Source organism: Pseudomonas syringae (assembly GCF_000737245.1).
GTDB classification, from domain to species: domain Bacteria; phylum Pseudomonadota; class Gammaproteobacteria; order Pseudomonadales; family Pseudomonadaceae; genus Aquipseudomonas; species Aquipseudomonas syringae_J.
The window spans coordinates 19,483-38,571 of the sequence record NZ_JPQU01000078.1 but is presented as its reverse complement, the minus strand read 5'-3'; the positions used below and the strand labels follow the sequence as shown (position 1 = coordinate 38,571).

11 protein-coding genes are annotated in these 19,089 nt (G+C 59.8%); 8 read left to right on the top strand and 3 right to left on the bottom strand.

The window, feature by feature from the left end; translation table 11 throughout:
- The first annotated feature begins 3 nt into the window (after positions 1-3).
- From IV01_RS03385 to IV01_RS0125495, 4 genes are all read left to right on the top strand, one after another.
- On the top strand, positions 4-540 hold the full coding sequence (locus tag IV01_RS03385; protein ID WP_032631113.1) for an NUDIX hydrolase: 537 nt from the start codon (positions 4-6) through the stop codon (positions 538-540).
- Positions 541-860: 320 nt separating this feature from the next.
- Complete coding sequence (locus tag IV01_RS03390; RefSeq protein ID WP_032631112.1) at positions 861-1,232, top strand: translation initiation factor Sui1; 372 nt, start codon at positions 861-863, stop codon at positions 1,230-1,232.
- 147 nt (positions 1,233-1,379) lie between these two features.
- Positions 1,380-3,293 (top strand): arginine decarboxylase, encoded by a 1,914-nt coding sequence (gene speA, locus IV01_RS03395; RefSeq protein ID WP_032631111.1) that lies wholly within the window; start codon positions 1,380-1,382, stop codon positions 3,291-3,293.
- Between the two features lie 258 nt (positions 3,294-3,551).
- A complete protein-coding gene (locus IV01_RS0125495; protein WP_050507944.1) occupies positions 3,552-4,958 on the top strand; it encodes a contractile injection system protein, VgrG/Pvc8 family in 1,407 nt (468 codons plus the stop codon).
- Here the strand turns inward: IV01_RS0125495 and IV01_RS03400 are convergent.
- Complete coding sequence (locus tag IV01_RS03400; RefSeq protein ID WP_032631110.1) at positions 4,955-6,307, bottom strand: MATE family efflux transporter; 1,353 nt, start codon at positions 6,305-6,307, stop codon at positions 4,955-4,957. The two genes, IV01_RS0125495 and IV01_RS03400, sit on opposite strands and share 4 nt — an antisense overlap.
- Before the next feature lie 325 nt (positions 6,308-6,632).
- Between IV01_RS03400 and IV01_RS03405 the strand changes: the two genes are divergently transcribed.
- A complete protein-coding gene (locus IV01_RS03405) occupies positions 6,633-11,588 on the top strand; it encodes an alpha-2-macroglobulin family protein (RefSeq protein ID WP_032631109.1) in 4,956 nt (1,651 codons plus the stop codon).
- A 112-nt stretch (positions 11,589-11,700) separates the two neighbouring features.
- Here IV01_RS03405 and IV01_RS03410 read toward each other — a convergent pair whose 3' ends face one another.
- Entirely contained in the window at positions 11,701-11,994 is a 294-nt protein-coding gene (locus tag IV01_RS03410; RefSeq protein ID WP_032631108.1) for a hypothetical protein, read from the bottom strand.
- A gap of 248 nt (positions 11,995-12,242) precedes the next feature.
- Between IV01_RS03410 and pbpC the strand changes: the two genes are divergently transcribed.
- The 3 genes from pbpC (at position 12,243) to IV01_RS03425 (ending at position 18,482) form a co-directional block, all read left to right on the top strand.
- Positions 12,243-14,567 carry a peptidoglycan glycosyltransferase PbpC gene (gene pbpC, locus IV01_RS03415; RefSeq protein WP_032631299.1) on the top strand — a complete coding sequence of 775 codons (2,325 nt, stop codon included), beginning with the start codon at positions 12,243-12,245 and terminating at the stop codon, positions 14,565-14,567.
- 379 nt (positions 14,568-14,946) lie between these two features.
- Positions 14,947-16,680 carry a collagen-like triple helix repeat-containing protein gene (locus IV01_RS03420; RefSeq protein WP_032631107.1) on the top strand — a complete coding sequence of 578 codons (1,734 nt, stop codon included), beginning with the start codon at positions 14,947-14,949 and terminating at the stop codon, positions 16,678-16,680.
- Between the two features lie 122 nt (positions 16,681-16,802).
- Positions 16,803-18,482 carry a ShlB/FhaC/HecB family hemolysin secretion/activation protein gene (locus IV01_RS03425; protein WP_032631106.1) on the top strand — a complete coding sequence of 560 codons (1,680 nt, stop codon included), beginning with the start codon at positions 16,803-16,805 and terminating at the stop codon, positions 18,480-18,482.
- A 199-nt stretch (positions 18,483-18,681) separates the two neighbouring features.
- Here the strand turns inward: IV01_RS03425 and IV01_RS03430 are convergent, their stop codons facing one another.
- Positions 18,682-19,089: a response regulator gene (locus IV01_RS03430; RefSeq protein WP_032631104.1), complete on the bottom strand. Its 408-nt coding sequence runs from the start codon at positions 19,087-19,089 to the stop codon at positions 18,682-18,684.

Here is a 19,089-nt window from a genome sequence, read left to right as displayed (position 1 = left end):
TTGATGTCGTTCTTTCCAGACGAGGCCGCGCACCGCGCCGCCTCGGACGCCGAACAGATTGCCTGGGTCGACGAGCAGGACAACCTGCTGGGCGCCATTGGGCGCGCCGAATTGCGTGATCGCGGTCTGATCGGCCGTGGCACTTATATTCTGGTGTTCAACTCGGCTGGCGATTTGTGTGTGCACCGCAGGACCTTGAGCAAAGCTATTTATCCGGGTTATTGGGATGTGGCAGCGGGCGGCATGGTCCAGGCTGACGAGAGCTATGCCGAGTCGGCGGCCAGAGAGCTGGAAGAGGAGTTGGGTGTGAGCGGTGTTACTTTGCATGCCCACGAGCAGTTTTTCTTTGATCAGCCTGGTAACCGGCTCTGGTGCGCGGTGTTTTCGGCCGTTTGGGACGGACCTTTGACGCTTCAGCCGGAAGAGGTGCTGGAAGCGCGTTTCATCCCGGTAGACGAGGTGATGCACGAAACCGAACACAAGTCTTATTGCCCGGATTCGCTGGCGGCTTTGAAGCGGTATCTGGCCGAGAGTCATTAGTAGGTCGCGCTTTGATCTGTAGGAGCGCGCTTGCCCGCGATGAACGATGACTCGGTCTTCCTGAGGCACCGAGTCGCTCAAATCGCGGGCAAGCGCGCTCCTACAGCCCCGGACAGCTGAGCCCCACGTCGCAAATCCTGAGTAAATTGGCGCACATTGGCCCTTAGCAATCGGGCTTTTTGTCGTTACACTGCGCGACCTTTTCAAGCTGGTCGGGTGTATCCGTCCAGCTGCGCTGCCCCTGCCAGAGTGGGGCTTCGCGTCGGCTGGCTGTCATGCGCGAGTCGACTAACCTTCAGTCCTCAACAAGAGGATTTCCGGTGGCTAAAAAAGCCTCATCCTTCGCCGCTTTGGGTGGCCTGGTGTTTTCCACCGACGCAGGACGGCATTGTCCCGACTGTCGTCAGCCCGTTGATGCCTGCATCTGCAAACAGACGTTTATCCCGGAAGGGGACGGCATCGCCCGTGTGCGCCGTGAAAGCAAAGGCCGTGGCGGCAAGACCGTAACGACCATCACCGGCGTACCGCTGACTGAAGACGGCCTCAAGGATCTTGCCAAGACCCTCAAACAACGGTGCGGAACCGGCGGCGCGCTCAAGGACGGAATCATCGAGATTCAGGGTGACCACGTTGAGCTGCTGCTGGCCGAACTGGTCAAGCAAGGCTTCAAGGCCAAAAAATCCGGCGGCTGATATCCGGCGCGGGCGATGCAAACTCTGCGTTGCATCGCCGGTCTATTGCTCACGGACGGTCAGCACCAAACCGTCATTTGCACGCTTTACACTGCGGCCAGCCTGAATTGTGGCTGGCGCTACCTGACTTTTTTATAGGGGACTTCGATGTCCGTACGACGCACACGTAAAGACGATGGCAGCCAATGGACCGTTGCGGACAGCCGCAGCGTTTACGGAATCCGCCATTGGGGCGCCGGTTATTTCGCAATCAATGAAGCCGGCCGCGTTGAAGTTCGACCCAATGGGCCGGGCAGTTCGCCTATCGATCTTTACGAACAGGTCGATGACTTGCGCAAAAGCGGGCTGAGCCTGCCGTTGCTGGTGCGTTTCCCCGATATTCTGCAAGACCGTGTGCGTCAGCTGACTGGCGCGTTCGACAGCAATATCGCCCGACTTGAATACCAGAATGTTTACACCGCGTTGTACCCGATCAAGGTCAACCAGCAGGAAGCGGTGGTCGAGAACATCATCGCCACGCAAAACGTTTCCATCGGTCTTGAGGCCGGCTCTAAGCCTGAGCTGATGGCCGTGCTGGCGCTGGCACCCAAAGGCGGCACTATCGTCTGCAACGGTTACAAGGACCGGGAGTTCATTCGTCTGGCGCTCATGGGCCAGAAGCTGGGTCACAACGTGTTCATCGTGATCGAGAAAGAGTCTGAAGTTGAACTGGTAATCGAAGAAGCCGCCGAGCTGAAGGTGGCACCACAGGTGGGCCTGCGCGTGCGCCTGTCTTCCCTGGCATCGAGCAAATGGGCCGACACCGGCGGCGAGAAATCCAAGTTCGGTCTATCGGCGGCGCAATTGCTGTCGGTGGTCGAGCGTTTCCGCAAGGCTGGTCTGGATCAGGGCATTCGCCTGCTGCACTTCCACATGGGCTCGCAGATCGCCAACCTGGCGGACTATCAGCATGGCTTCAAGGAAGCAATTCGTTACTACGGCGAACTGCGTAACCTTGGCCTGCCGGTGGATCACATCGATGTGGGTGGCGGCCTGGGTGTCGATTACGACGGTACTCACTCGCGCAACGCCAGCTCCATCAACTACGACATGGACGATTACGCCGGTGTCGTGGTCGGCATGCTCAAGGAATTCTGCGACGCGCAGGGCCTGCCGCATCCGCACATTTTCTCGGAAAGCGGTCGCTCGCTGACCGCTCACCACGCCATGCTGGTGGTGCAGGTGACTGACGTCGAGAAGCACAACGACGAAGTGCCGGTCATCGAGGACAAGGAAAGCCTGCCGGAAACCCTGCAATGGCTGATCGACTTGCTCGGCCCGACCGATATTGAAATGGTCACCGAGACCTACTGGCGCGCGACCCACTACAACAGCGACATCGCCGCTCAGTACGCCGATGGAAAAATCACCCTGGCGCAAAAAGCCCTGGGTGAGCAGTGCTACTTTGCCGTGTGCCGCCGTTTGCATAACTCGCTCAAGGCCCGTCAGCGCTCCCATCGTCAGGTGCTGGACGAACTCAATGACAAGCTCGCCGACAAGTACATCTGCAACTTCTCGGTATTCCAGAGCCTGCCGGATACCTGGGCGATTGATCAGGTGTTGCCGATTATCCCGCTGCATCGCCTGAACGAAGAACCGATGCGTCGCGCGGTGCTGCAAGATCTGACCTGTGACTCCGACGGCAAGATCAATCAGTACGTGGACGAGCAGAGCATCGAAACCAGCCTGCCGGTCCATGGCTTGAACGAAGGCGAAGACTACTTGCTGGGGGTGTTCCTGGTAGGTGCCTATCAGGAAATTCTGGGTGACATGCACAACCTGTTCGGTGATACCGATTCGGTGAACATCTACCAGAATCCGGATGGCAGCGTGTACTCGGCCGGCATCGAGACTCACGACACCATTGAAGACATGCTGCGCTATGTGCATTTGTCGCCTGAAGAACTGATGACCCATTACCGGGACAAGGTCGCCAGCGCCAATATCACCCCGCGTGAACGCACCTACTTCCTCGACGCCCTGCGCCTGGGTCTGACGCGGTCTTCTTACCTGTCTTCATGATGGCTAATCGCAATAACCGAGTGCACTGAACGACGTGGGACCGGCTTTAGCCGGGAATGGGGCCGAATCAGCGATGCATTTGTGTCGCCGGACCTGCCGTCTTCCCGGTTAAAGCCGGTCCCACGATGCCTTCTGCGCCCTTGCGCGCTCCACTTTCCTGTTTTTCTGTAGGCAATTTCCTTTTCTGCGTTTCGCTCTCTACCCGGCAGGCCTTCTCGGCCAAAATCCACGGCCGCTTCCCTGTAGAGACAACCACACATGCCTGGTTCTGCCGCACATCACTTTCGTTTGGACATCGATCCTCTGTTTCAGGACTTGCAGGTGCTGTCGTTCTCTGGGACGCAGGCCCTCAGCGAGCCCTTTTCATTTGAGCTGGAAGTGCTCATTGATGAACCCTGGCTGGATGTACCGAACCTCATGTACAAAGCAGCGTTTCTGAGTTTCAAGGGGCGGGATTCGGGAGTTCATGGGCAGATTCTGGGTGTGATGCGCAGTCATTTCAGGCCGGGGCCGGCGTGTTATCAGCTGACCATCGGACCACGCCTCGCCTGTCTGGCCCAGCGCTATACACCGCGAATTTTTCAGCGCATGAGTGCCACGCAGATCATTCGCCAGGTGTTACGTGAGCATGGCATCCGCAAACACAGTTATCGCTTCGACCTCAAGGCCGAACCTCGCCAGCGTGAGTATTGCGCCCAATACCGGGAGACCGATCTAGAGCTGGTCCAGCGCCTGTGTGCCGAGGAGGGGATTCACTATCACTTCCAGCATTCCCGGCTGGGGCACGAGCTGGTGTTTGGTGAGGGCCTGCGTGGTCTGCCACGTGCTCCAGTGGCCCATTTTCAGCAAGCGCCCCTGCAGCCCGGGGTTGTGCGATTTTCAATCAATGCCGAGCATGACGAACAGGTCGACAAATCCCGTCCGGGAGCCGAGGGTGAAAGCACGCTGCCCTTTGTGGCGGCCGGGTATTTATTGCCACTCAAAGGGCATCCCGATGTCACGCTGAATCACTTGTGGATGGTAACCAGGGTGGTTCACCAAGGCTTCGATCCTCGTCAGATGGAAGCGGCAACCGGGAATGAGCCGCCGATGTACATCAACCACTTCAAGGTCGCACCCTGGGAGGCAGGCTTCAAGCCTAGGCCCAGAGCGCGCCCATACCTGGCAGCGTTGCACCGCGCCCAGATCGTGGGTGCAGAAGGCGAACCGGTCAGCCGTGATGCGCAAGGCCGGGTCAAAGCGCTTTTTGACTGGGTCGGGCAAGGGCATGGTGCCGTTCACAACTATTGCTGGTTGCCGGTGAGTAATCAGTTGAATACCCGCTTGCTCGGCGGCATGCAGGTTGTTGTGAAGTTTGAGGAGGGGGATATCGACAAACCGCTGATCATCGGTTGCCTGTGGAGCCCGACGGATCTCATGCCGACTGCGCCAATTGACCCGGTGGCAGCAGAGATGGTCCAGGTGCAGCTGGGGTTGGCGGCGGTGATGGGTGATGCGCCGAGTGTGCAAATCGACGGCGGCGCTCGGATTGCCTATGAGGATGGCCGGGAAATGTCCTTTCGCGTGGGTGACAGCCAGCTCACGATTGATGCTACCGGCGTCAAGCTGAGCAGCCCCAAGGTCTTGTTCGTCGGAGCTCACGGCAGTGACGAAAACGGCCGCTAATGCCCGGGCTGGCCGCTGAACCAGGCACCCGCTTTGCTCAAGCGCCAGGTGACGAACCCAAGTGTCAGGCCGCGCAGTAGCATGAACGTCAGCAGCGTCAGCCACAGGCCGTGGTTGCCAAGGTCGTGGAGCAGCCAGGCAAACGGTGCGATGAGCAACAGGTTGACCAGCATCGTGTCGCGCATTTCGCGGGCACGCGTCGCGCCGATGAAAAGGCCGTCGAGCAAATAGCTCCAGACCGCCAGCAGCGGCAATGCGGCGAGATACGGCAAATAGATGAACGCCGTTTCCCTGACCTCGACGATGTTGGTCTGCATTGCGATAAACCAGTGCCCCGCCAACAGGAACAGTAACGCAAACCCCGCACTGGCGATCAGCGACCAGCCTGCGGCTACGGTCAGCGAGCGACGCAGGGCATTTCGGTCCCGGGCGCCGATGGCATGCCCGCACAACGCTTCCACCGCATGTGCCAGACCGTCCAGTGCATGGGCAGTGATCAACAGGCCATTGAGTAGCAACGCGTTAGCCGCAACGGTTGCATCTCCGAGTCGGGCGCCTTGCACTGTGATCAGAAAAAACACTGATTGCAGCACGAGGCTGCGAATGAATATGTCGCGATTCACGGCCAGCAAGGGTCGCCAGTTGCGCCACAGTTTCAGAGCAGCCCATGCCACGTGGCCTGGCCAGAGGCGCAGGGTCTTGCGGGTCAAGGCAAGGCCCAGCAGTGCGCCGGTCCATTCCGCGATCACCGAAGCACGGGCTGAACCCACCACGCCCCAGTCCAGCCCCAGAACGAACCATAGGTTCAAGGCGATGTTGATCAAGTTGGTGGTCAGCAAGATGATCAGCGGGGCGCGAGCGTTCTGGGTGCCGAGAAACCAGCCCACCAACGCATAGCCTGCCAGGGCCGCGGGCAGTCCTAACAGCCGGGTATGGAAGAACTCACCGGTGAGCTGCTCCAGGTCGGCTGACGGTTGCATCATGCTCAGCGCAAGATGGCTGAACGGCAGGCCGATCACACCCAGCAGCAACGCCAGGCCCATTGCCAGCAGCAGACCTTGCAGCAGAATCTGCCGCAGCGCAGCGCCGTCATTGCGGCCCGCTGCCTGGGAAGCAAACCCGGTGGTGCCCATCCGCAGAAAACCCATGGCCCAGGCCAGGAAGGTATACAGGGTTGACCCCACCGCTACGGCGCCCAGCTGATGGGCATGGGGCAGGTGGCCGATCACCGCACTGTCGACCAGCGCCACCAGTGGTACGGAGATATTGGAAAGAATCATCGGCGCTGCCAATGCCCAGACCCGCTGATGGGTAGGGCGATGACGCCAGTCGTTGAGCAAGGTGGACATGAAGGCTCCCGGGCAAGGCGGGCATTGTAGGCTTAGATGACCGAGATTTCCCGTTGGAGCCATGGTTCCTGTGGGGGCGGTGCTTGGTCTGGGCGGCATTCCGACGATAGGGACACCACAGATATCAGGTCTATCGCGTCCAGCCTTATCGCGGGCAAGCCTCGCTCCCACAGGTGACGCGTCCCACAAAATCTATCCGCCATCTCCTACAACACCCCCTGAGAACAAAGTCTCAAACTCACGGTCTATTTTCGCGCTCTGACATACCCTGTCACGTAGCTGCTATATAGTCTCTCCATCTCACCCGTCGCCAAATGAGTGCCCCATGTTTAGCAAAGGATTGTTTCTGGCCTGCGCGCTCGCGCTGTTGAGCGCCTGCGATTCCTCCACTTCCGACAAACCTGCATCGGCATCAGCACCGGTTGTGCAGTCCGCAGCGGTGGAGTCGGGCAAGCCCAAACCGGCGGTGGACCTTCCCGAGTTGAGCAAACGTTATGCCGGGCGTGACCTGACGGTGGTCGATGTCTCGGAAATCCAGGTCGATGGGGCGAGCACCTTATCGGTGAGCTTCTCGATCCCGCTGGATCCTGAGCAGAAATTCGCGGAAAAACTGCATCTGGTCGACAGCAAGAACGGCAAGGTCGATGGCGCGTGGGAGCTCTCCGACAACCTGATGGAGCTGCGCCTGCGTCATCTTGAGCCGCAGCGCAAACTGGTACTCACCGTTGATGCCGGTCTGCTGGCGGTCAACAAGGCGAAGCTTGCAGCCGAGTTCATCAGCCGTCTGGAAACTGCCGACCTCAAAGCCACTGTCGGTTTCGCCAGTCGTGGCAGCCTGCTGCCCACCCGTCTGGCTGAAGGCTTGCCGGTGATTGCGCTGAACGTAGACAAGGTCAACGTCGAGTTCTTCCGGATCAAGACCGACGCCCTGCCTTCGTTTCTCAGCAGCTGGCGGGGGGCTTCGAGTCTTGAATACTACGAGTCCAACGAACTGCTCAGCCGTGCCGAGCTGGTCTACGAAGGACGTTTCGACCTGAACCCGGCCCGCAACACCCGGGAAACACTGCTGCTGCCGATTGCCGGGATCAAGGCCCTGCAACAACCGGGCGTTTATCTGGCGGTGATGCGGGCTTCAGGCACTTATTCTTACGCCAATCCGGCGACGATATTCACCTTGAGCGATATCGGTCTTTCGGTGCACCGCTACGCCAACCGGCTGGACGCATTCACCCAAGCGCTGGAGGGCGGTAAAGCCCTGAGTGGTGTCGAGCTGGAACTGTACGACAACGAAGGCAAAGTGATCGGCCAGGCCAAAACCGACAATGCAGGCCACGCCGAGCTGCCGTTGACGGCCAAGGCTGCGGTGGTACTGGCGCACAAGGACGAACAGACCAGCATGCTGCGCCTGGACAGTTCAGCGCTGGATCTGGCCGAGTTCGACATCACCGGGCCCAAGGCTCATCCGCTGCAATTCTTCATTTTCGGCCCGCGCGATCTTTATCGTCCCGGTGAAACCGTATTGCTCAATGGCTTGTTGCGCGACAACGACGGCAAGGACGTGAAACCACAGCCGATCACCGTTGAGGTGCGTCGTCCGGACGAGCAGGTCAGTCGCAAGTTTGTCTGGGAGGCGGACACGTCCGGCCTCTATCAATATCAGCTGCAACTGGCCGAAGAAGCGCCGACCGGTCGCTGGCAATTGGTCTTCGACCTCGGCGACGGTAAGCCTCAGCTCTACGAGTTTCAGGTCGAGGACTTCCTGCCCGAGCGCCTGGCGCTGGAAGTCAAAGGCAGTGACACACCGATTGCCCCTGCTGATAACGCCGTGTTCGAAATATCCGGTCGTTACCTGTATGGCGCACCGGCGTCGGGTAATAGCCTGCTGAATCTGCTTTATGTGCGGCCGCTGCGTGAGGCGGTGCCGGGGCTGCCGGGTTATCAGTTCGGTTCGATCACCGAGCAGGAGCTCAAGCAGGACCTGGAGTACGACGCCAGCACCCTGGACGAAAAAGGCCTGCTGAGTCTGGATCTGGAAAGCCAGTGGTCGAAAGTCAAATCCCCCGTGCAGCTGATTCTGCAAGCCAGCCTGCAAGAGTCTGGTGGTCGGGCGATCACCCGGCGTGTGGTGCAGCCGGTCTGGCCTGCCGCGCAGATGCCGGGCCTGCGCCCGTTGTTTGGCGGCAAGCAGAACAATGGCGACGAGTATGACGATGAAGCCGACGGCATGCCGCAAACCGATGGCGACGGCCCGGTGGAGTTCGAGGTGCTGGTCGCCGACTATGCCGGTAACAAGCTGGCCGCCGACAACCTCAAGGTGCGATTGGTGCGCGAGCGTCGTGACTACTACTGGAACTACTCGGACAGCGATGGCTGGAGCTATCACTTCAACGAAAAATTCCTCAACCTCGAGGAGTCCACCATCAACATCAAACAGGGGGCGACCGCCAAGGTCAGCTTCCCGGTGGAGTGGGGCCCATACCGCGTTGAAGTCGAAGACCCGAAAACCGGTCTGATCAGCAGCATGCGTTTCTGGGCGGGCTATCGCTGGCAGGACAATGCGGACGGCGGCGCAGTGCGGCCTGATCAGGTCAAGCTGGCGCTGGATAAACCTGGCTACAACGACGGTGACACGGCGAAAGTCACCGTGACACCGCCTTCTGCCGGCAAGGGTTATCTGCTGGTCGAGTCCAGTGAAGGCCCCCTGTGGTGGCAGGAAATAGACGTCCCGGCAGAGGGCAAAACCTTCGACATACCGCTGGATAAAAAGTGGGCACGCCATGATCTGTACGTCAGCGCGTTGGTGATTCGTCCCGGCGAGCGCAAGGCCAACATCACGCCGAAACGTGCCGTTGGCGTGCTGCATCTGCCACTGGATCGATCACCACGCAAACTGGCGCTGACCGTGACGGCACCGGAGAAGATGCGTCCCAAGCAACCATTGAAGCTCAAGGTTGCCGCGAAAAACGCCGACGGCAGTGCGCCCAAAGAAGCGCATGTGCTGGTGTCGGCAGTCGATGTGGGCATTCTCAATATCACTCGCTACGCCACGCCGGACCCGTTCGCCAGCCTGTTCGGGCGCAAGCAATATGGCGCTGACCAACTGGACGTCTACGGGCAGCTCATCGAGGCCGGTCGTAATCGTCTGGCAACCCTGGCTTTCGGTGGCGATGCCCTGGCCAAAGGCGGCAAGCGGCCCGACACGTCAGTAACCATCGTTGCCCTGCAAAGCGCGCCGGTGACACTGAACGAGCAGGGCGAAGGTGAAGTGAGTGTCGACATCCCGGACTTCAACGGCGAGCTGCGCATCATGGCCCAGGCCTGGACCGGCGAGCGCTATGGCATGGCTGAAGCCAAAACCGTGGTCGCTGCGCCGATCATTGCCGAGCTGTCCGCGCCGCGCTTCCTGGCCGGTGGCGACCAGACCACGGTGGCGCTGGACCTGTCGAACCTGTCCGGCGCAGCTCAGAAGCTGACTGTTCAGGCCAGTGCCGACGGCCAGTTGAATATGGCCAACGGCGAGCTCAATCAGACCGTGCAACTGGCTCAGGGCCAGCGCACCACGTTGCGCATTCCGGTGCGGGCGCTGGGCGGTCTGGGGCAGGGCAAGTTCAAGGTCGTGGTGCAGGGGCTGGTGTTGCCGGGCGAGAGCCTGCCGCCGTTCTCTCGCGAATGGACTATTGGGGTGCGTCCGGCTTATCCGGCGATTCTCAAACACTACCGCGCGGCGCTAAATGACCAGCTGTGGAGCCTGCCGGAAGGCGCACTCGATGCGTTCGAACCTGCGGGGCGGGAGGCCATGCTGTCGGTATCCAGCCGTCCGCCGCTGAATCTTGGCGAGCAGATCCGCGCACTGGAAGCCTACCCCTATGGCTGTCTGGAACAGACCGCCAGCGGTCTCTATCCGTCACTCTATGCGGACGCAACGACCCTCAAGCGGCTGGGCATCAAGGGCGAAACCGATGCCGTGCGCAAGCGCAAGGTTGAACTGGGTATCGAGCGTCTGCTGGGCATGCAACGCCATAACGGCAGCTTCGGCCTGTGGAATGCCGATGGCGAGGAAGAATATTGGCTGACCGCTTACGTCACCGACTTCCTGCTGCGCGCTCGGGATCAAGGCTTTGCCGTACCACCGGACGCCCTGAAGAAAGCCAACGAGCGTCTGCTGCGATATCTGCAAGAGCACAATCTGGTGGAAGTCAGCTACAGCCAGAACGCCGAGCACACCCGCTTTGCGGTCCAGGCTTATGCCGGGTTGGTACTGTCTCGCAGTCAGCAGGCGCCGCTGGGTGCGTTGCGCAGCCTGTTTGATCGTCGTACCGATGCGCGTTCAGGCCTGCCCTTGGTGCAGCTGTCGGTGGCACTGGAAAAAATGGGTGACAAACCAAAAGCGGATCAGGCCATGCAGGCCGGGTTGGCGGCCAGTCGCAAGGGCAATGAATGGCTGGCCGATTACGGCAGTCCGTTGCGTGATCAGGCGTTGATCCTGTCACTGCTGGAAGAAAATAACCTGGCGGCGGACCAACGCGATCAACGCCTGTTTGCCTTGGCGGATGAAGTCGCGGCGAGTCGTTATCTGTCCACTCAGGAGCGTAACGCGCTGTTCCTGGCAGGCCGAGGCTTGCTGGGTAAACCTGAAAGCAAATGGGCGGCGACCCTGAGTGCCGGTTCGCAAAGTCGCGATCTCAGCAACGAGCAACCGGGCCTCAAACTCGACGGCCCGCTACTGGCGTCGCCGTTGACCCTGCAAAATCAGGGTGGCGAGACCTTGTATCAGCAACTGACGATCTCGGGTTATCCGACCCAGCCGCCAGCCGCCGGGGGTGAAAACCTCAGCATCCGTCGCGAATACCTGAGCCTTGATGGCGAACCGGCACAGCTGGGTGCGCTGAAAAGCGGGCAATTGTTGCTGGTTCACATCGAAGTCAAAGCTCAGCAGCGGGTGCCGGATGCTTTGGTGGTGGATCTGTTGCCAGCAGGTCTGGAGTTGGAAAACCAGAACCTGGCCCAGAGCGCTGCGAGCCTGCAAGATGCCAGCGATTCAGTCAAAGAGTGGCGCGTCTCCATGGAGAACGCCGGGATCAAGCATCAGGAGTATCGCGGTGATCGCTACGTAGCAGCGCTGGATCTGAATGGCTACAACACAGTCCACTTGCTGTATCTGGCTCGCGCCGTGACGCCCGGGATCTATCGCGTACCGCCGCCGCAAGTTGAGTCTATGTACCGGCCGAACTGGCAGGCGCTGGGTGAAGCGGCTGCGCAGATGGTGGTGAAGGGTAAGTAAGACTCAAATCCCGTAGGAGCGCGCTTGCCCGCGATGGCGTCAGATCAATCGATTGATTTGTGGTCTGACCCACCGCCATCGCGGGCAAGCGCGCTCCTACCGATGGTGGCGTCTAGTGAATAATCCAGCTCAGCAACCACAAGCCCAGAATCAGCCAGATGATGCCCATGATGATCGAGGCACGCATGAAGGCGCGGATGGCGGAGTATAGAAACAGCAGCCCGACGATCAGTGCACCGATGCTGATCAGCGAGGTGTCCATGCCCAGCGTGCGCGACAGACCCTCGACGAAATTGCCGCCGGCATGAGCGAAGATATCGAACAACCAATCCAGGCTGTCGACGATGAACCGAATCATCGCGCCAAGCGCCTGGCCCAACCATCCAAAAAAGCTTTCTACCTGCATATGTGCGTCCTGATCAGGGTCATGAAAAAAGGCAACTGTTCGCTTTGGCTATCGGTTCGCGCGGCGAGTTCCGTGGAGTGTAAAGGCGTTTCGCCTTGAGACCGGGAAAATTGTCACGGTTCTGCAAGCGTTCAACTGCTACCAACGAACCTGTGGGAGCCGAGCTTGCTCGCGAAGGCGGTGATTCGGCTGGGGAAATTTCTTTGTATATACCGGCCCTTTCGCGAGCAAGCTCGCTCCCACAAAAGCTGTACCGCATTTGCCGCTGGCTTGTCGCCGGTATGTTATTGCTCATCACCCTGCTCTGGCTCGCCGACCGCCTATGGCCGCTGCCGTTACCCAAAGATGATCTGGCCCGGGTAGTGCTGGCCGAGGATGGCACGCCGTTGTGGCGGTTTGCCGATGCCAATGGCGTGTGGCGCTATCCGGTTTCCAGCGCCCAGGTTTCGCCGTATTACATTGAGGCGCTGCTGACCTACGAAGATCGCTGGTTCTATAGCCATCCTGGCGTGAATCCCCTGTCATTGGTGCGAGCAAGCTGGCAAAACCTCAGTGGAGCGCGAGTGATTTCCGGGGGCAGTACCTTGTCGATGCAAGTCGCGCGGCTGCTTGATCCGCATTCGCGAACGTTGCACGGCAAAGCCCGACAGCTGTGGCGGACCTTGCAGCTGGAATGGCATCTGTCCAAGGATGAAATTCTCGCCATTTACCTTAACCGTGCGCCCTTTGGCGGGACGTTGCAGGGCGTGGCGGCGGCGAGTTGGGCGTACCTCGGCAAGTCACCCCAGCAATTGACCCGTGCCGAAGCTGCGTTGCTGGCCGTCCTTCCGCAGGCGCCGAGCCGCTTGCGTCCTGATCGTCATCCGCAACGTGCACAAGCGGCCCGAGACAAGGTGCTCAGGCGTCTGGCCGAGTTTCAGGTCTGGCCGCAAATCGCTGTGAATGAGGCACTGGAAGAACCCCTTTTGCTGGCGCCGCGTCAGGAACCCAGCCTTGCGCCGTTGCTGGCTCGTCGCCTGAATCGGCCCGACAGCCCACCGTTGATTCGCACCACGCTGGATGCCGGTTTACAGCGGCGTCTTGAAGACTTGCTGCTGGGTTGGCGGGCGCGCCTGCCGGAGCGTACATCGGCCGCAATTCTGGTGGTCGAGGCGCAGAACATGGCGGTGCGAGCTTATGTCGGGTCGGTTGATATCAACGACGCCAAGCGCTTCGGCCACGTGGATATGATCAGCGCGCTGCGCTCACCGGGTTCGACCCTCAAGCCTTTTCTGTATGGGTTGTCGATGGATGCCGGGCTGATCCATTCCGAATCGCTGATGCAGGATGTACCCCGTCGTTATGGCGACTATCGGCCGGGCAATTTTGCCGCAGGTTTCAGCGGCGCAGTGGCGGCCAGTTCAGCATTGTCGATGTCCCTCAATCTGCCTGCCGTACAACTGCTGGAAGCCTACGGGCCGAAACGCTTTGCCGCCGAACTACGCAACGGCGGTGTGCCGCTGACATTGCCGCCGTTGGCCGAACCCAATCTGGCGATGATTCTGGGTGGCGTCGGCAGTCGCCTGGATGAACTGGTGGGCGGTTACAGCGCCTTTGCCCGTGGCGGGCGTAGTGCCGATATTCGCTTGCAACCGGATGCACCGTTGCGTGACCGGCATATGATGTCACCCGGCGCGGCGTGGATCATTCGCAAGATCCTCAGTGGCCAGTCACGGCCCGATCTCGATCCCCATGCCGAGCTGGTGCAGCGTCCGCAACTGGCCTGGAAAACCGGCACCAGTTATGGGTTTCGCGACGCCTGGGCGATAGGTGTCGGGCCGCGTTTTCTGGTGGGAGTGTGGATTGGCCGCCCCGATGGCACGCCGGTGCCGGGCCAGTTCGGGCTGGCGTCGGCCGCGCCGCTGATGCTGCAGGTTCACGATGTGTTGGCCAACCGCGACAGCCAGCGGGGCATCGCCGCTCCTATCCAACCGGTGCCGGGCAACGTGGGCGTCGCTGCGATTTGTTGGCCGCTGGGGCAGCCCATGAGCAAGAGCGATCCCAACTGCCGTCGGCAACGGTTTGCCTGGACGCTGGACGGCACCACACCGCCGACTTTGCAGGCCCTGGATCAGCCGCTGGGCTTGGGATTGCTGGAGAAAATCTGGGTCAATGAAAAAGGTCTGCGCGTTGCCTCCCACTGCCTGGGTGCGCAGGCTCGGGACATCGCCTTGTGGCCTGCGCCATTGGAGCCTTGGCTGTTGCGTAGCGAACGCCGGGAAGCGCGCTTGCCGCCGATTGATCCTGATTGCCCGCCGCAAGGCTTGAGTCTCGCCACGCCGTTATCGATCGTCGGCGTGCGCGAAGGCGATCACCTGCGCTTGCCGGCGGGCAGCCGTCAGGCGTTGCGCCTGAAGCTTTCGGCGCTGGGTGGCTCGGGTCGGCGCTGGTGGTTCATCGACGGTGTGCCCATGGCCGACACTCAGAGCCAGGACACTTTTAACCCGACCCTGAGCCGATTGGGTCGAGTAGAACTCAGTGTGCTCGATGAAAGCGGCCAGACTGCCCGGCTGGTTTTCGAGGTGGTGGATTAATACATCCGATATCTGTAGGAGCGCGCTTGCCCGCGATAGCGTCCGTCCAGTTGATAGATATGTCGCTTGTAGGCCCAATCGCGGGCAAGCGCGCTCCTACAGAGATAGTGTTAATTCAGATGGTTTTGTGGGTTTTTATGCGTCGTATCTTGTGACTATATAACTTTGGTGTAATAAACCAATAAAGCGAATTGTTATCAGTTAACCTGTTGATTTTAATAATATTAATTTAAAACTAATTCACCTCTATCCATCCGGTTAATACCAAGTTGTGAGTTGAGCGCGTGGCCAACAAGGGTTGTTATTGAGCCATGGACAGGGTTGTCCCCCGGCAACAACGGGGAGCCTGAAAAACAACAGATGGTGGATGGATTCGCTCATGAAAACTCAAACTCAGTCGTTGTTGAGAGCTGGTGCTGTATTGACCCTTATTCTCGCTGTCGGATTAAGCGGTTGCAGCAGTGGCGGTGGTGGCTCCAAGAGTCATGTAGACAGCTCATCAGCAACCGCTGGGACTGACGGGACGGGCGCTACCGGTTCTGCCGATGGCAGCGGCGCTGGCGGCAGTACCGGCGCAGGAACGGGTGGCAGCACCGGTGGCGGCACGGGCGGTGGAACTGGCGGCACCATAGGCGGCGGCGATGGCACTGCTGGTACCGGCGGTGGAACAGGCGGTGGAACAGGTGGAGGTACTGGCGGAGGAACAGGCGGTGGCACCGGTGGCGGCACGGGCGGTGGAGGTGGCACCGATCCGGGTACCGGCGGTGGTTTCACAGTGACTTCATTCAATGAAACCGCAAGCGCCGCTGGCGATATGTTGAGCCAGTTGGGTGATGCCGTAATAGGTGTCGGTGACGTGGTGGCGATGATCCCGATTGCAGGCAACGCCGATCTGACTGAAGGGGCTGGCGGGCTTATTTCATCCGTGGGCTTCGCTACCAACAGTGTCGGTAGCGGCGTGACCACCGGCCTCGGTACGCTCGGCAGCGATAGCAACGCGTTGGGTGTAACGCTTTCAAGTGTGGGCGAAGCAACTGGCGATCTGGGTACTGGCGTTTCATCCCTTGGCCGCGGCGTTTCACGGTTTGCTGCCTCATCACAGATCGAACAGGTGCCTCTTGTTGGCACTGTGGTCGGCAGCGCGGGTGGCCTGGTTGATGGCGTAGGTCAGAAGGTGACCATGCTCGGCGATACCCTGAGCGCCGCGACTACAGACGGGCCGCTGGGCAAGCTGACGCAGTCAGTGGGCGACAGACTGGTCCCGGTGGTGGCGATGCTTGAGTCCACTACCAATAAAGTCGGCACCGCTACCGGACTGGGCGCGCCCGTAGATGGCCTGCTGCAAAACGTTCAAGGCGCGCTGAACAATGTGGGCAGCAAAGTAGCAGGCACCACAGGCAGCAACCCACTGGCCGGTGGCCTGGGCGGCACGGTTGGCGGGTTGGGTAATGTGGCCGGCGCGGCGGGTGGTTTTCTGGCTGGCGCTCCAGTCAGCGGTGGAGGTTCGGGTTCAGTGGGCGGTGGTCTCGGCGGTGGCGTGAGCCTGCCTGGCGTCGGTGGCGCAGGCCTGGTGGAAAGTGTTGGCGGGGTGGTGGCCGGTGTCGGCAACGGCCTGAATCTGGGCAGCAGCAATGGACTGCTCAGCGCAACAGGTGCAAGCGGCGGTGCAGTGGGTGCCACTGTCGCTTCACTGGGTACAGTGTTGGGTGGCAGTGGTGTAGCCAACAACGCCGTCGCAGCTCCGGTAGCAGCGGTAACCAGCAATATCAGTGCGGCAGTCACCCCGGTGGTTTCGGGCGTGGCCAGCATCACGCAACAGGTCGGCGGCGCTACCGGGCTCGGTGCCCCGGTCAACGGCCTGGTGGCTCAGGTCGGCAGTGCGGTCGGCAGTCTGGGCAACAACGTAGCAGCGGTTAGCAACAACCCTGTGGGTACCGCGCTTGGCACAACCGTCAGCAGTCTGGGAGCAACCGTGACGCAGGTCGGCGGCCTAGTGGACGGTGGTGCAACTGGCACAGGCGCATCAACAGGTGCAGTGGGTGGTTTGCTCGGTGGTGTGACAGGCGCATTAGGCGGAAGTCTGGGTGGTGGGTTGCTGAATTCCCGGAAGTAAGTAGTGCACGGGTAGCGACTTTTCAAACAGCGCCTACGCTTGTTTCAGACAGGGGAATCGACATGATCCCCTGTCTTTTTTATAGGCGAATACCGCTGCTGTTCTGGCCATGGAGTGTCCTTATGCGTGCCTGTTTCCCCGCCATAGTGCTGGGTGTGTCCATGACGTCCTGTCTGGTTCATGCCGAGACCTTTCCCGCCTTTCTCAATAGCAATGATGCCCAGCGCAATTTGCCGGTTCCCAACCTTCCTGCTGATGCCTACCGGCCGGTGACCCCCTCAGTGCAGTTGCCCGCACCTGGGTCTCCTGACGCCACACCGCTGATGATGAATACCAAGGTGGCGGTGCGCAAAATCCGTATTGAAGGTGGCACTGTTTATCAACTTGAAGAACTCGGCGCAGCCTATCAGCCGTTGCTGGACCGTGAAGTCACGCTGGCCGAATTGATCGCGGCGACGCGGGGCATTACGCAGCGCTATCAGGCCGATGGCTATCTGTTGTCTTATGCTTTTTTGCCGCCGCAGAATTTCGATCAAGGCGTGGTGCGGGTAGTGTTGGTCGAAGGCTATATCCGCGATTATCAGCTGGAAGGTGATGTGGGTCGGGTCTCGGCTTATCTTCAAAAGCTGGTGGACAAAATTCGTCAGGAGCGGCCGCTGACCCGCAAGACGTTCGAGCGTTATACCGCACTGATGAGCCGCGTCCCCGGCTTGACCTTGCAGGCCAAGGCGCCGCCACCGGGCACTACCGACGGCGCGACAACGCTGATCGCCTCTGCCACGCGCAAGCCGTTCACCAGCAGCCTGAGCCTCACCGAAGACAACCGCAAAGGCACACAAGCGTTACTCGGTGTCAGCAGCAATGCCCAGACCGCCATGGCCGAGCAATTGACCCTGAGTGGCCTGTTCCCGCCCGGCGATGACAAGGAGCATTACTACCGCCTGGATTACAGCCAGTACCTGAATGCCGAAGGCACACAACTCAATGTGTGGGGGGCACGCTATCGCAGTGATCCGAGCACCCGGATCAACCTGGAGAATGGCATCCAGCTCAAGCAGCATCGGGAGAATGATCGCCTGTCCGTAGGCTTCAGCCATCCGCTGATTGCGGCTCAGGACGAGTGGCTCAGCGCGGGGGCGCGACTGTATGCAGTCAATGACAAGACCCGTTTTCAGATAGTCGGTTTTCCCCTCAGCATCGAAAATCAGACGGATATTCGCGCCCTGGCCTTTGAGGGCGACTGGCGCAAATCCACTGCGACGCAGTTACGTATCCTCAGTGCCGGTGTGTATCAGGGGATCGATGGCCTGGGAGCGAAAACCGACGATGAGCTGTATGACCTGGATTTCTTCCGCGCGCGTCTCTCCGGGGTGCAGAGCGACAAGTTCTTCGAGCGCTGGCAGGGTGTGTTATCCGGGGCGCTGTACTGGAGTGATGACAGTTTGCCCGACAGTGAGCGAGCACAGTTTGGCGGGCAGAATTTCGCCCGTGGCTACCCGAATGATCAGGCGTCGGGCGATAAGGGCTGGGGCGTGGCATATGAGGTCAACTACAGCTTCAACCGCGACGGTACCTGGGTGAAAGTGCTGCAACCCTACGTGGTGCTGGATGCGGCGCGGACCTGGTTCAATGAGTTGCCGGTGAAAGATTCGAAGCTGTCGTCTTTTGCCACCGGCCTGCGGTTCGGCGATGCACGCTATTACAACATCGCACTGGAAGCCGCCAAACCCATGTCCGACAAAGGCCTGGACAGCCTCAACCGCAAGCCGAGGTACACGTTGAGTTTTAGTTATCAGTTGTGAGTATGTGCAAGCAGATGAACGCTGTTTCTGTGGGAGCGAATTCATTCGCGAAGGGGCCGGGACGTCCAATACAGATGTATCGGTTGAATACCGCTTTCGCGAATGAATTCGCTCCCACAGGTTGATGAACATCCGCCATCGCGAGCAAGCTTGACCAGTTCAAGCTCGCTCCTACAGGGGCCAGATCAGCAAGGGGGATTTACCGTCCGGTCAAATAAACCGGCGGCATCGGGAAGAGGGTGTTGAGGGTTTCCAGCAGACGTACGTGATAGATCGGTTTACGAAACAGATCCAGTACTTGCAGGCGCAATAGGTCAGTAACGTCATCCATGTCCGCATGGCCTGAAGTAACGATCACCGGAAGTTGCTGGCGCGAAGTGTGTTCGCGCAGCCGTTTGATAAGCGACAGACCACTTTGCTCCGGCATGCGCAGGTCTGTGATCACCAGCGCAATGTCCGGATACTGGGTCAATAACTCCAGAGCCAGTTTGACCGAGGACGCCGTAAAACAGCAAAAACCTTCGCCTTCCAATAATTCTGCCAGCTCTTCGTTGGCGTCCTCTTCATCATCGACTAACAACAGTTGCTGGCGGGTAGGGCTGGCCAT